The organism is Cyanobium sp. WAJ14-Wanaka (genome assembly GCF_024345375.1).
GTDB lineage: Bacteria > Cyanobacteriota > Cyanobacteriia > PCC-6307 > Cyanobiaceae > Cyanobium_A.
This window is the reverse complement of record NZ_JAGQAZ010000003.1, coordinates 49,048-62,215: the sequence shown is the minus strand read 5'-3', so window position 1 is coordinate 62,215 and position 13,168 is coordinate 49,048. Positions and strand designations below refer to the sequence as shown.

At 63.1% G+C, this 13,168-nt stretch carries 15 protein-coding genes; 7 read left to right on the top strand and 8 right to left on the bottom strand.

Features of this window, described 5'->3' with window-relative positions:
• Positions 1 to 57 precede the first annotated feature (57 nt).
• The gene (locus KBY49_RS10255) at positions 58 to 1,266 is read left to right on the top strand and encodes a mechanosensitive ion channel family protein (RefSeq protein WP_254934731.1); all 1,209 of its coding nucleotides are present in this window, start codon (positions 58 to 60) and stop codon (positions 1,264 to 1,266) included.
• Here KBY49_RS10255 and KBY49_RS10250 read toward each other — a convergent pair.
• The 7 genes from KBY49_RS10250 to psbB form a co-directional block, all read right to left on the bottom strand.
• On the bottom strand, positions 1,160 to 2,452 hold the full coding sequence (locus KBY49_RS10250) for an FGGY-family carbohydrate kinase (protein WP_254934730.1): 1,293 nt from the start codon (positions 2,450 to 2,452) through the stop codon (positions 1,160 to 1,162). The genes KBY49_RS10255 and KBY49_RS10250 overlap by 107 nt on opposite strands.
• A gap of 18 nt (positions 2,453 to 2,470) precedes the next feature.
• The gene (metK, locus tag KBY49_RS10245) at positions 2,471 to 3,733 is read right to left on the bottom strand and encodes a methionine adenosyltransferase (protein ID WP_254934729.1); all 1,263 of its coding nucleotides are present in this window, start codon (positions 3,731 to 3,733) and stop codon (positions 2,471 to 2,473) included.
• Between the two features lie 60 nt (positions 3,734 to 3,793).
• Positions 3,794 to 4,594, bottom strand: a complete 801-nt coding sequence (locus tag KBY49_RS10240; RefSeq protein WP_254934728.1) for an HAD family hydrolase — start codon at positions 4,592 to 4,594, stop codon at positions 3,794 to 3,796.
• 30 nt (positions 4,595 to 4,624) lie between these two features.
• Positions 4,625 to 5,698, bottom strand: coding sequence for a 30S ribosomal protein S1 (locus KBY49_RS10235; RefSeq protein ID WP_254934727.1), 1,074 nt, complete (start codon positions 5,696 to 5,698; stop codon positions 4,625 to 4,627).
• 139 nt (positions 5,699 to 5,837) lie between these two features.
• Entirely contained in the window at positions 5,838 to 6,335 is a 498-nt protein-coding gene (gene nrdR, locus KBY49_RS10230; RefSeq protein WP_254934726.1) for a transcriptional regulator NrdR, read from the bottom strand.
• A 159-nt stretch (positions 6,336 to 6,494) separates the two neighbouring features.
• Positions 6,495 to 6,590, bottom strand: a complete 96-nt coding sequence (locus tag KBY49_RS10225; protein ID WP_010314684.1) for a photosystem II reaction center protein T — start codon at positions 6,588 to 6,590, stop codon at positions 6,495 to 6,497.
• A 14-nt stretch (positions 6,591 to 6,604) separates the two neighbouring features.
• Positions 6,605 to 8,164: a photosystem II chlorophyll-binding protein CP47 gene (psbB, locus tag KBY49_RS10220; RefSeq protein WP_254934866.1), complete on the bottom strand. Its 1,560-nt coding sequence runs from the start codon at positions 8,162 to 8,164 to the stop codon at positions 6,605 to 6,607.
• Between the two features lie 132 nt (positions 8,165 to 8,296).
• Between psbB and KBY49_RS10215 the strand changes: the two genes are divergently transcribed.
• Positions 8,297 to 8,764: a 2Fe-2S iron-sulfur cluster-binding protein gene (locus KBY49_RS10215; RefSeq protein WP_254934725.1), complete on the top strand. Its 468-nt coding sequence runs from the start codon at positions 8,297 to 8,299 to the stop codon at positions 8,762 to 8,764.
• Positions 8,765 to 8,824: 60 nt separating this feature from the next.
• Positions 8,825 to 8,932 (top strand): photosystem II reaction center protein PsbM, encoded by a 108-nt coding sequence (gene psbM / locus KBY49_RS10210; RefSeq protein WP_254934724.1) that lies wholly within the window; start codon positions 8,825 to 8,827, stop codon positions 8,930 to 8,932.
• A 27-nt stretch (positions 8,933 to 8,959) separates the two neighbouring features.
• Here psbM and KBY49_RS10205 read toward each other — a convergent pair whose 3' ends face one another.
• Complete coding sequence (locus KBY49_RS10205) at positions 8,960 to 9,805, bottom strand: universal stress protein (RefSeq protein ID WP_254934723.1); 846 nt, start codon at positions 9,803 to 9,805, stop codon at positions 8,960 to 8,962.
• 72 nt (positions 9,806 to 9,877) lie between these two features.
• Between KBY49_RS10205 and KBY49_RS10200 the strand changes: the two genes are divergently transcribed.
• Genes KBY49_RS10200 through KBY49_RS10185 form a run of 4 tightly spaced genes read left to right on the top strand, consistent with a single transcriptional unit; the run spans position 9,878 to position 13,113 of the window.
• A complete protein-coding gene (locus KBY49_RS10200; protein WP_254934865.1) occupies positions 9,878 to 10,336 on the top strand; it encodes an acyl-CoA thioesterase in 459 nt (152 codons plus the stop codon).
• A gap of 39 nt (positions 10,337 to 10,375) precedes the next feature.
• Positions 10,376 to 11,557, top strand: a complete 1,182-nt coding sequence (locus tag KBY49_RS10195) for a DNA-processing protein DprA (protein WP_254934722.1) — start codon at positions 10,376 to 10,378, stop codon at positions 11,555 to 11,557.
• 9 nt (positions 11,558 to 11,566) lie between these two features.
• Entirely contained in the window at positions 11,567 to 12,481 is a 915-nt protein-coding gene (prmC, locus tag KBY49_RS10190) for a peptide chain release factor N(5)-glutamine methyltransferase (protein ID WP_254934721.1), read from the top strand.
• Positions 12,478 to 13,113: an L-threonylcarbamoyladenylate synthase gene (locus tag KBY49_RS10185; RefSeq protein WP_254934720.1), complete on the top strand. Its 636-nt coding sequence runs from the start codon at positions 12,478 to 12,480 to the stop codon at positions 13,111 to 13,113. The genes prmC and KBY49_RS10185 overlap by 4 nt, the downstream gene beginning before the upstream one ends.
• The last annotated feature ends 55 nt before the right edge of the window (positions 13,114 to 13,168 follow it).

Sequence of the window (13,168 nt, the reverse complement as noted above, 5' to 3'; positions counted from 1 at the left end):
GACCTCTTCTCTAACCTGCAGAGGCAGGATGTTTGGCAGCAGTTTTTAGCCTTATTTTTGGCTATTAGCCTGTGGCTGGTACTGAAGTCTTGGCTCAGGTTGGAGAAAAGACCCTGGTTTTTCCAGGGGCGATTTGCTTTTCTGACCATCCTCAAGCCACTGGCCGACGAGATCTTGCTCTGGCTGCTTCTAGCAATTGCGGCCCGATCCCTAAATGCCCTGACCGGTGTGGCGGGGTTGGCATTATTTGTTAATCGTTATGTGGCCGCCTGGGTAATTAGTCATGTAGTCATCCTGTTCGCCCGCCGGCGCTTTCCTCCGGCAGTTGTCCAGCGCCTTGATCTGCGGGTGCTGCGGCCCCTATTAGTGGTACTGGGAGCTTTTGGACTCTATAGCCAATTTAATGATATTGACGATCTTTGGCAGTTACCAGTGCTGAGCTGGGGGGGAAATTCCCTCTCATTTGGTGCATTGGTATTGCTGGTTTTCGGCACCTATTTCCTCGCCTCCGGCTCTGCCGTTCCCGCATGGACCCTGGCCTGGATAATCCGTCGCCTGTTTCAACTCAACACCGCTACCTATCGGGCAACTGCCCTGCTGATTCGCTACTTGATTGTGGGCATGGGCCTGGTATTAATCCTGGCCTATGTGGGCGTTAATTCCACTTTTTTGGCGGCCGTGGGGGGTGGCTTGTCGGTGGGTTTGGGATTTGGTCTCAAGGAAATATTTAGCAACTTCATCAGTGGCCTTTGGCTGTTGCTGGAGGGTTCCGTGCGTCCCGGTGATGTGTTGCTGCTCGAATCCGTTGGCGGTGGTGAGGATCCCTGCGAGGTATTGGAGCTTGGCTTGCGCGCCACCACCCTCTGGCGGGATCGCGACAATGTGGAGCTGGTTGTACCTAACCAGGATTTTTTCACCCAGTCGATGGTGACCTACAGCGGCATTCGTGATACTCACCGCCGCGGCCAGGTGCTAGTTGGGGCCGCCTATCACCATCCACCAGATCTGGTTATTGCCCTACTGGAGGCCACGGCAGCAAAGGTGCCGCGGGTTCTGACGAAGCCAAAGCCCAAGGGCCTGCTTTTGCGCTACGACGAATCCTGTATTACCTACGCAATTCGCTATTGGATTGAGAGGCCGATGGATGGGATCAGTGTGGCTAGTGAGGTGGGGATTGAGGTGTGGAAGACATTTGAGCGGGAGGGCATTGAGATTCCATTCCCCCAGAGGGTTGTTGCCATGAAGCCAGGGCCAGCCGCCCCATAGCCGCCGCTGCCGATGCCTGGGGCTTGAGCAGCACGGGCTTGCCAAGGGCCAGGCTGCGCATCTGGCGCCATTGGCGATTGCGGGCTCCGCCCCCCACGCTCAGCACCCGATCCACCCTGGGGGCGCCGAGGTCTGCGAGGGTTTGCCAACCCCGCAGCTCCAGATCGGTGAGGCCCTCCAGCAGGGCTTGGAGAAAGTGGGCATCGGAGATGGGCCTGGGCCCGAGCACCGGCTCCAGCTCTGGATCATCGACCGGAAATCGCTCGCCCTTGCCCGGCTGGGGCCTGAGCTTCAGGCCCGTGCTTTGCCGGGGATCAATTTGGTTGCTGAGCTCTTCGATTTGGCCGGGGCTAAAAAACTGCAGCAAAACCCCCGCCCCGGCATTGGCTGCCCCACCCACAAGCCAGCGACCGCCGATCTGGTGGTTGCTGATGCCAGGCCCGGTTAGGGGCCCATCGGCCCATTGCTTGAGCACCGTTGTGGTGCCGAGGATGGCGACCCCGTCTCCTGGCCCGGGTTCTGCTGCCAGGGCGGAGGCATTGCCATCGGTGGTTCCTGCCACCACCACAACTTCCCGGGCCAGCCCTAGCTGCCGGGCCGCCTCAGGGCAGATCGATCCCAGGGCGGTGCCGCTGGGTCTGATTTCGGGCAGATAGCTCGCCCAGGCTTGGCTGGCAATGGCCTCGATCCAGCGCTGCTGCCCTAGGTCCCAGCCCAGGCGCAGGTTGTTGCCGGCTTCCCCCCAGCGCCAATCCCCCAGCAGCCAACCCATTAGCCAGTCGGCCTGATGGCGCAGCAAAAAGGGCCCCCGTGCTGCCGCCGCTTCCGCTTTTGCCAGCAGGGCCAGGGCCCGGGCCGCGCTGGAGCTGGCGCCGCCCGGGGCTGCTGAGTGCTCGGGGCAGGCTTGGCCGTAGGGCAGGGCCTCCGCCAGGGCTCCGCCCAACAGGCTGCCATCGGGGCGGCAGAGCAGCAGGGTGCCGGAGGTGCCATCGATTGCCACAGCCACCACCTGGGCCATCATTTTCTTGGGCAGCTCGGCAGATAGGGCCCGTAGGCCCTGGCGCCAGCCTTGGGGATCGGGGAAGGGGCTTGGGTAAGGGCCGCTGATTTGGGCGGCAATTTCGCCTGCCCCATCCACCAGCGCCAGCCGCAGCCCGCCCGTGCCCAGGTCTATGCCCAGGGCCATTGCCATTGGCTGCGTTCGCTAGTGGTGGGCGGTGGCCTGCTTCAGGGTGGCGGCGATGCTGTCGACGTTTTCCCAGGGGAGGTCGAGGTCGCTGCGGCCGAAGTGGCCATAGGCAGCCACGTCTTGGTAGAAGCGGCCGCCCCGCTGTTGGGGCAGGTTGCGCAGGCCAAAGGTTTCGATGATCGCGCCTGGCCGCAGGTCGAAGTGCTCCTGCACTAGGGCGGTGAGCTCCCCATTGCCGATGGCGCCGGTGCCAAAGCTCTCCACCAGGATGCTCACCGGTTTTGCCACGCCAATCGCGTAGCTCAACTGCACCTCCACTTTGCGGGCCAGGCCTGCTGCCACCAGGGCCTTGGCCACATAGCGGGCTGCGTAGGCGGCGGAGCGATCGACCTTGGTGGGATCTTTGCCCGAGAAGGCGCCACCGCCGTGGCGGGCATAGCCGCCATAGGTATCCACAATGATTTTGCGGCCGGTCAGGCCCGCATCGCCCTGGGGCCCGCCCACCACGAATTTGCCCGTGGGATTGACCAGAAAACGGGTGTCGGCCTGGTTTGGCTTGAGGTTTAGGTCGGCGGTGGCGGGCTCCACCACATGGCGCCAGAGGTCGGCGGCGATCTGTTCGCGCATGGCCTTCTCCTCGCTGATCGGTGCCGCGCCTGGCACCTCGATTTCAGCGGTGTGCTGGGTGGAGATCAGGATCGTGTCGATCGCCACGGGTAGGTCGTCTTCGTAGACAACGCTTACCTGGGTTTTGCCATCGGGCAGCAGGTAGCCCAGGGTGCCGTTGTGGCGCACTTCGGCCAGGCGCCTGGCCAGCCGGTGGGCCAGGCTGATCGGCAGCGGCATCAGCTCAGGGGTTTCCGTGCAGGCGTAGCCAAACATGATTCCCTGGTCGCCCGCACCCACCAGATCCAGGGGGTCACCGTCGTGGTCGTCGGCCTCATTGACACCCTGGGCGATGTCGGGAGATTGCTGGTCGAGGGCCACCAGCACGGCGGCACTGTTGGCGTCAAAACCGCCGGCCCGGGCCCCTGAATAGCCAATTTGTTTGATCACGCCCCGCACCAGGCTGTTGAAATCAACCCGGGCGGTGGTGGTCACTTCGCCTGTGATCAGGCAAAGACCGGTGTTCACTACGGTTTCGCAGGCCACCCTTGAGGCGGGGTCCTGGGCTAGGAGGGCATCGAGCACGGCATCACTCACCTGGTCGCAGATCTTGTCGGGATGCCCCTCGGTGACCGATTCGGAGGTGAAGACGTACCTGGTGCTTGTACCCATGCCGGTTGCTGCCTTGGTTGCTGAGCTACAGCAACCAACTCTATTCGGCCGAGTCACCCCCTATTTGCCCGGCGCAGCCAGCACCGTCAATTCATTCCAGTGGTGAATCAGGGGGTGGGATTCAGCCAAGGGCGGCGGCGTACTCCAGGCGGCGGTGTAACCGAGGGATCTGTGCTGGGGAATGCCTGCTGCCACAGCCATTTGCAGGTCGCTGTTGGCGTCCCCGATGAGCAGGCACTGCTCCACGGCCAGGCCCAATTCGGCGCAGAGGCCATGGATGGCCCCTGGATCCGGTTTGCGGGGCCGGTGTTCGGCGCTCCAGATGCCAGCAAAAAAAGGCCTCAGCTGGTGGCTTGCGAGGAAGTGCTCGATTCCGGCAACGTCGTCGTTGCTGATTACGGCGCAGAGCACTCCGGCTGCCTGCAATTGGCCCAGTAGGGGCAGCAGCCCGGCGGTGGTGTCGCTGGTGGGCCTGCCGTGCGGACGGCGTTGGCCATCGGCTTCGGCATTGGCATCGGCTTCGGCAAATACGGCCTCGCTGGTGGCCAGGGCTTCGGGCCAGCCCAGCCCCACCTGGGCCAGGGCGGTGGCAGTTGAAATCAGATTGTGATCCCTATGGGCCACGGCTGTAGTGCCAGCTGGGTGGAGCAAGGTGCCGCAGGCACTGAGCCCATAGGCCCGCTCTAAGAGGTTTTGCAGCTCGGGTTGCTGGCCTGGATCGACCCTCTGAAGACAAAGAAAAACCCTGGCCTTGGCCAGGGTGATCAGCTTCGCTTCGCTGAGGCTGAGGGTGCCATCCTTATCGAATAGGACCCCACTAACGGGGCCGAGATTGGTGCCTCGGAGCAGAATCTCGGCCATTTGGTTTATCTGGGTTGGTTAGGGGTGGGCTCAGTCGTCGTTGACATCGATCGATTCACCATCTTCGGCTTGCTCCAGCAGCATCTGCTTGTAACGGGCGGCCATTTCCTCAGCCTTTTCAAACACCTTGGCCGGATCGGTGAGCATGTCGCCGGGTTCCGGTTCGAGGGCCTTGGTGGAAAGCGAGATCCGACCGCGTTCGGCGTCGAGGTCGATGATCATCACCTTCATTTGATCGTTCACATTGAGCACCGTGTGGGGTGTCTCGATGTGCTCGTGGCTGATTTCGGAAATGTGCAGCAGGCCGCTCACCCCACCGATATCGATAAAGGCGCCGTAGGGCTTGATGCCACGAACCGTGCCGATCACCACTTCGCCAACTTCCAGGCGATTCATCTTCCGCTCCACCAGGGCGCGGCGATGGCTGAGCACCAGGCGGTTGCGCTCCTCGTCGACCTCTAGAAACTTGAGGGGCAGGAAATCTGCCACCAGTTCTTCCTTGGCCTTGCGGGTGCTGATGTGGCTGCCGGGGATGAAGCCCCGCAGGCCTTCTACCCGCACCAGGGCACCACCACGGTTGGTGGCAAACACTTCGCTGTAGATGGTGGCGTCTTCCTTCTGCAGCTGGCGAACCCGCTCCCAGGCCCGCTGATATTCGATCCGGCGGATGGAGAGCGAGAGCTGACCATCTTCGTTCTCCTCACTCATGATGAAGAACTCACGGATCTCGCCGGGCAGGAGCACATCGCTCAGGCCCTCAACCCGGTTGATCGAGACCTCCTGGAGGGGCATGAAGGCGGCGGTTTTGGCGCCGATATCGATCATGGCGCCCTTCGATTCGAGGGCAAAAACCGTACCGTTGACAACGTCGCCGGGCTTGAAGTTGTAGTCGTACTTGCTCAGCAGCGAAGCGAATTCATCGAGGGTGAAACCCACCCCATCGGTGTCATTGCGGCTGGCGCGACTGCTGGGGTCATCGGCCGTGGGAACGTCTTCCGGAATGCTGAGGTCGAGCTCGTCAATGGCATCGAGCGCTGCTTCAATCTCGCTTTCGATGGCTTGGGTGCTTGCCTCAGGGCTTGCTTCGGAAGGGGTCACGGTCATGGGGGGATTGGCGGTCTGCCCTGGGGCAGTGCGAAGGATTCGCCCGGACTGCCCGCCAGCAGTTCAGACGCAATCTCCCATTGTAGCCAATAGCCCTTGACGCAACTGCTGGGCTCAGTTAGCCAATGGCTGGGTCCAGTTAGCCAATGGCTGCCAAGGAGGGCTTGGCTTTGGCAGAGCTCTTGGCGCGCTTGTTCAGCCGTTCGAGGGTGGAGACAAAGTCGCTGATGCCCTTGAACTGGCCATACACCGAAGCGAAGCGCACATAGGCCACCTCGCTCATCTCGGCCAGCTGTTGGAGCACCATTTCGCCTATCTCGGCACTGCTGACCTCGCGGCCACTGCGTTGCTGCAGCTGCAGTTCGATCTCATCCACCACACCCTCTAGGCGGGAGTGGGCCAGGCCGGTTTTCTCGCAGGCCCGCAGCACGCCGTGCAGCAACTTGCTGCGGTTGAAGGTTTCGCGGTTGAAATTGCGTTTCACCACGGTGATCGGCACCGTTTCCACCCGCTCATAGGTGGTGAAGCGAAAGTCGCAGTTGAGGCACTCCCGACGGCGGCGCACACTGCGGCCGCAATCGGCTGCCCGTGATTCGAGCACCCGGCTATCGGTGTGTTGGCAAGAGGGGCATTGCATCCCCGAGGTTCCGGGTGAAGTTTTTAAAGTTAAACAGCATTTTCGGATTTGGGAAGGGGTTAACCAGCCCTTAATTGCCCTAATTGGCAGCTTCTTTTGCCATAAAAAAGCCCCTGATTGCTCAGGGGCGGAGTCATAGATGCAAAGGGAACGGCTAGATCACTTGCCGATTTTCGGGGGATCGCGGAAGGCGATGGCGAAAAACAGGGTTGAAATGGCCAGGGCCAGGATCAGGATGTAGGCAAAGCTTTCCATTGTTTCTCCTGGGTTCAGCTGAGGGTGGAACCGGCCGGGGGCACGTAGCCCTCGGGTAGGCGACGGGTGGAACGGTCGCCCAGTTTCTGGAACAGACCGAATTCAACCTGTTCGCCCAGGTCTGGATCGATGCCGGCGAACACATCGCGGTAGAGGGTGCGGGCACCGTGCCAAATGTGGCCGAAGAAGAAGAGCAGGGCGAATACTGCGTGGCCGAAGGTGAACCAGCCGCGCGGTGAGCTGCGGAAGGTGCCATCGGAGTGGTACTTCTCGCGGTCGAATTCAAAGGCTTCGCCGAGCTGGGCCTTGCGGGCGAGACGCTTCACATCGGCGGGGTCAGTGAAGGTTTGGCCGTTTAGAGCGCCGCCAAAGACGGTCGCCGTTACGCCTGTCTGTTCGAAGGAGTACTTCGCTTCGGCGCGGCGGAACGGAATGTCGGCTCGCACAATGCCGTCCTGGTCTTGGAGAATTACGGGGAAATTCTCGAAGAAGTTGGGCAGACGGCGCACCTCGAGGTTGCGGCCGTCCTTATCGGTGAAGGAGATGTGACCCAGCCAGCCGGTGGGCAGGCCATCGCCATTGACCATCGGACCAACCCTGAACAGACCGCCCTTGGCGGGACTGTTGCCTACGTAGTCGTAGAAGGCCAGCTTTTCTGGAATCGAGGCATAGGCCTGTTCCATTGAGGCTCCGCCATCGAGGGCGGTTTGGACCCGGCGGTTGATTTCAGTTTTGAAGTAGCTCTGGTCCCACTGATAGCGGGTGGGGCCAAATAGCTCTACGGGGGTGGCGGCGGCGCCGTACCACATCGTTCCGGCGACGATGAAGGCAGCAAAGAAAACAGCTGCGATGGCCGAGGCCAGCACGGTTTCAATGTTGCCCATGCGGAGAGCCTTATAGAGGCGCTCCGGCGGCCGGGAGGTGATGTGGAAGATGCCGGCGATGATGCCCACAATGCCCGCAGCAATGTGGTGGGCCACGATGCCGCCAGGGTTAAACGGGTTAAATCCCTCTGGCCCCCAGGAGGGCTGTACCGCCTCTAGGTGGCCCGAAACCCCGTAGGCATCTGAGACCCACATGCCTGGGCCAAAGACGCCGGTGAGGTGGAAGGCTCCGAAGCCAAAGCAACCCAGGCCTGCGAGCAGTAGGTGGATGCCAAAGATTTTGGGCAGGTCTAGGGCAGGTTCGCCGGTGCGGGGGTCCTGCCAGATCTCCAGATCCCAGTAGGTCCAGTGCCAAATGGCAGCAAGGAAAAGCAGACCACTGAAAACGATGTGGGCTGCTGCCACACCTTCAAAGCTCCAGAAGCCAGGGTCTACACCGGTCTCGCCGGTGATGCTCCAGCCTCCCCAGCTGCCGGTAACGCCAAGGCGAGCCATGAAGGGCATGACAAACATGCCCTGCCGCCACATCGGGTTCAGGACCGCGTCGGAGGGATCAAAAATTGCAAGTTCATAAAGCGCCATGGAGCCGGCCCAGCCGGCAACCAGAGCGGTGTGCATGAGGTGCACTGCCAAGAGGCGGCCCGGGTCGTTAATGACCACGGTGTGCACCCGATACCAGGGCAATCCCATGGGGAGTAGTTCTGGAGTGGGTGCGGCGATCGTAAGGGTGAGATGGGCCCTGCGGCGCGTCAGGTTACGGAGCGCAACGGCCGGGGTCATCGGGGCCTCCGCCAGAATGATCAGCATTCAGGTGCCCTAGCCATGCCGGTAATTCGATTTGTACGGGAAGAGCGTGATGTGGAGTGCTATCCGGGCGAAAACCTGCGCGAGGTGGCCCTACGTGAGGGCATCGAGCTCTACGGCCTAAAGGGAAAGCTGGGAAATTGCGGTGGCTGCGGCCAATGCATCACCTGTTTTGTGGAGGTGCCAGAGGCCATATCTGAGATGGCTCTCACTGGTCGCACCACGGTTGAGGAGAAGAAGTTGCGGGGGCGTCCCCAGAATTGGCGCCTGGCCTGCCAGGCCCTGGTGCAGCAATCGGTGCTGGTGCTCACCAGGCCCCAGGTGGGCTTGGCTGACAAGGAAAACGCGATGGCAGCCGCCATGGCCCAGCCCCTGCCCGAGGGGCCCACGGCCTGGCCTGCTCCGCCGGAGCCAATCGAAGAGGAGGGGCTGGAGGAGGAGGGGCTGGAAGAGGAGCCAACCGCAACGAGCGGTGAAGCGGACTGAATCAGTCCATTTGACGGTGATAACGTCCGATTACCGTCTCACGGCTTGAATCCGTTAACCATGGAAACCAACGACCTCGGCTTTGTTGCCAGCCTCATGTTCGTGTTGGTTCCGGCCGTGTTTTTGATCGTGCTTTATATCCAAACCAACAGCCGCCAGGGCGGCTGAGGGGTTGCAGGGCCAGGGCCCTCTCCCCTAACTGCGTTCCGGTTCGCGCACCAGCAGCACTGGGGCAGGGGCATGGACCCGGATGAAATCGCTTACGGAGCTGCCCAGCAGGCGATCGATGTCTACCAGCCCCCTTGCCACCACTGGGCGGCGGTCCTGGGATGCGATCACCACCAGATCTGCCTTGGCTTCCTCAGCAGCGGCGCAAACGTTGCGGCCGATGTCGCCGGTGCGGTGAAGGGTTTTCAGCTCTACCCCGTAGCTTCGGGCCCTCTGCACGGCCTTGCTTAGGGCCTCATCGGCAGGGTTTTTGCCACCGCGGGAAGGGGTGATGTCCTGGCGGCTGACGTGCACGCCAATCAGGCTGCCGCCGGGAATTTCCCTCACTAGTTCACAGGCCAACTTGAGGGCGTCGTCCCCCACGCCCGTGCCATCTACGGTCACCAGCACCCGGTTGATGTGACGCACGTAGAGGTCGTCGCGCACCAGCAGCATCGGCCGGGTGGAGAGCTGAAATACGTATTGGCTGGTGCTGTTGCTGAGAATTGCTTGGAGGCGGCTTAAGCCCCTGGAGCCAATCACGATTAGGTCGGAATTGAGCTCATCTGCCACCTTGAGCACGGTTTGCTTGGTGTCCCCCTGGCGGATGATGGTGTTGACCTCGTTGGGGCTGAGGCCCAGGCGAGCCACCGTTTCGGCCGCCAGGCCAGCTGCCTTTTGGGAGTGCTCGGCAAAGCTTTCGCCGACCTGCTCGGGCACCACGTGCAGCAGATTGAAACGGGCCTGCCGCACGACGGGGATCTCACGCAGCATGCGCACCATCTCCTCGACATGGCCCTTATTGGAGTCGGTGATTAAAACGTTGCGAAACAAGGGTTTAAAAGTTGGCTTTGACTCAGCCTATGGCCGTTTTGCCGGCACCACCATTTGCAATCGCAGACCGTGATGGATATTTCGGGGATTAATCCCCAGCCCAGGCCGTGGCTTTTGGAGCGCCGGGTGTTGCCCCAGCACACCGACCATGCCGGCGTGATGTGGCATGGCGCCTACCTGGCCTGGCTCGAGGAGGCCCGGGTGGAGGCCCTGGCGGCGGTGGGCCTGGCCTACGCCGATCTCTCAGGCCGGGGTTTGGAGTTGCCTGTAGTGCACCTGGCCGTGGATTACAAGCAGGCCTTGCTCCATGGCGATCGGGTGCAGCTTTGCAGTGAGGTGTTGCCGCGCAAGGGGGTGAAATTGCCCTGGCGCAGTTGGTTTGTGGGGCCCGATGGGGTGCTGGCGGCGGAGGCCCGGGTGGAGCTAGTGCTGGTGGACCTAACTGCCGGGCCAGGCCAGCGCAAATTGTTGCGCCGGCTGCCCGCCGATCTGGCCGCAGCGATAGGGGCCCTAGAGCGGGGCCCGCAGTAAAAGTGCAGTACATTTGTACTGGCGTTTGCGGGCGGGTTTTTGTCTTCTCTGGGAGCAGCTGAGCTAGTCGCAGCTGAGCTAGACGCGGCTGGGCAGTGGAAATCCGAGCAGCGGCTTTGGTGGCTCCTATGGAGCGGTTGCCAGGGGCTTGGCTCGGCGCGGTTGGCGCTGATCGAAGCCCGCTGGGGTGATTGGTCTGGGGCCTGGCGGGCGAGCCTGGCTGAGCTGGGCGAGTTGCCCGGTTTTGGTCCCAGCCTGCTGCAGCAAATCGCCAGCTATCGGCAGCGTTGGGGCCCCGAGCCCCTGGCCAAGTTGGCCCGATCCGCCCAGGTGCGCCGGGTGCTGCTGCCCGGTGATCGGGCTTTCCCGCCAGCCCTGCACAAGCTGGAGCGCCCACCCCTGGGGCTCTATTGGTGCGGACGGGGTTCGCTCTGGCCCCAGCTAGCTCGCCGACAGGCGATTGCGGTGGTGGGCACCCGCCATCCTTCCGTGCCAGGGCGCTCCATGGCCAGGGCCCTGGGGGCTGCCCTTGCCCAGGCGGGTTGGCCCGTGGTCAGTGGTTTGGCTGAAGGCATTGATGCGGCAGTCCACGAGGGCTGCCTGGCCCGCGGTGGCAGGCCGGTGGCGGTGTTGGGTACTCCGATAGAGCGGGTCTATCCGCGCCACCACGGCGCCCTGCAGCGCCAGGTTTCGGAGCAGGGGTTGTTGGTGAGTGAGCAGGCCCCGGGGGCGGCCGTTAGGGCCGGCAATTTTGCTGCCCGCAATCGGCTCCAGGTGGCCCTTGCTGCCGGCGTGGTCTTGGTTGAATGCCCAATGCAAAGCGGGGCCCTGCTCTCCGCAGAATTGGCCTGGCGCCAAGACCTACCCCTCTGGATCGTGCCGGCCGACCCCGGCAAGGTCTCGGCGGCCGGCAGCAACCGCCTACTGGCTCGGGCCGGCAGTGTGTTGTTGGATCCGGCCGATCTGGTGCATCAGTTGGGTCCAGGCCCCTTGCTGGCAGCCAATTCGGAGTTGGCCCCCAAGCCGGAGTTGGCAGCCAATTCCCTCCCAAACCCAGGGGCCCACCGGGCCCTGCTGGCTGCCGTGGGCCAGGGGGCCTCCCTTGAGGGGCTTTGTGCAGCCCTAAAGGAACCCCCTGCCGAGCTGTCCACCCGCTTGCTGCAACTGGAGTTGGGCGGCTTGCTCAAGGCCGAGCCGGGCCTCTGGTGGCGGCCCATTTAGCCTGGCTTGATGGCCCCCCACCAGCGCAGTGAAGCCAAGCCCCCCGCGGGTCAAGACCTCCCCTGTGGAGCTGATCTGCTCGCCTGGCGCCAGCGCCAATTGGCCCTCGGCGGCCGCGCTGCCGACCTCGATTGGCTGATTGATCTGGGCGGTGGGCTTCCCTGGACTGCGCTGCAATCGCTGCGTCTTGATCCCAGCGCCAGCGTCCGATTGAGCCAGTCGCTCGATGGGCTGGAGCAGCTCTGGCGCCGCCATCTCAGCACCGCTGAGCCCTTGCAGTATTTGGTGGGGTTGTGCCCCTGGCGCGATTTGCAACTGCTGGTGGCCCCGGGGGTGCTGATTCCCCGCCAGGAGACCGAATTGCTGGTGGAGCTGGCCTTGGCCGTGCGGGAAGGTGATCCACCCCAGCTATGGGCCGATCTCGGCACGGGTTCGGGCTGCATTGCCAGGGCCCTGGCCCAGGCCTGGCCGCTCAGTAGGGGGTTGGCGGTGGAGCTAAGCCCTGGGGCGATCGCCATTGCCCAGGAGAATTTGCGGGCCAATCTGCAGGCCAAGCAGGTGGAGCTTTTGCAGGGCAGCTGGTGGGAGCCCCTGCGGCCATGGTGGGGGCAGCTGGAGGTGGTGGTGGCCAATCCCCCCTATATCCCCACCGCTGTATGGGCAGATCTGGAGCCGGTGGTGCGGGAGCACGAACCGATCACGGCCCTTGATGGCGGAGCCGATGGTCTCGAGGCCCTGCGGGCGATTGCGGTTGATGCCAAGGCAGCTTTGGCGCCGGGGGGCTGGCTGTTTGTTGAGCATCACCACGACCAAAGCACCGCGGTGCAAGCCCTTTTGGCTGACCATGGGCTTGGTGAAGTCACCGCCCACCCCGACCTGGAGGGCACCAGCCGCTTTGTTGCTGTCCGGAGACCTTTGCCATGAGCCCCATTCCCCCTGGGCGCCTGCTGGAGCCCGAGCTCCTGGCGGCCCGTTTATGGGCCGGTGAACCCGCCCTATTCCCCACCGACACCCTGCCGGCCCTGGGGGTAATTCCGAGGCGGGCGGCCCTGCTCTGGGAGCTCAAGGGGCGGCCGGCGGAGAAGCCCCTGATCCTGATGGGCGCAAGCCTGGAGCAATTACAGGAGGCCTTGGAGGTTCCCTGGCGTAGGGAGTGGTTGGCTGCGGCCGAGCTGGGCTGGCCAGGGGCCCTCACCCTGGTGCTGCCGGCCCATGGGCCAGTGATTGAGGCCCTTAATCCCGGGGGCTCAAGCCTGGGGGTTCGGGTGCCGGCCTGCCCCCAGGCTCGCCGGTTGCTGGAGCTCAGCGGTCCGCTGGCCACCACCAGCGCCAATCCATCCGGGGCGGAGCCGGCCAGTTCGCCAGAGGAGGCGGCTGCCCTATTCCCCCAGCTGCCCCTTTTGGGGCCCCTGCCTTGGCCCAAGGCAACGGGCCAGGCCAGCACTGTGATTGCCTGGATGGATCAGTCTGCCGGCCCACCCACTGGCCAGCTCGATGGGCAAATTGGCAGTTGGCAGGTGCTGCGCGCTGGTGCTGTACTGCTCCCAGGGATATAGGCAGGGGCCATGGCCGCCTTAGGGCTGATTTTGCTGGTGATTTTGGTGATAAATC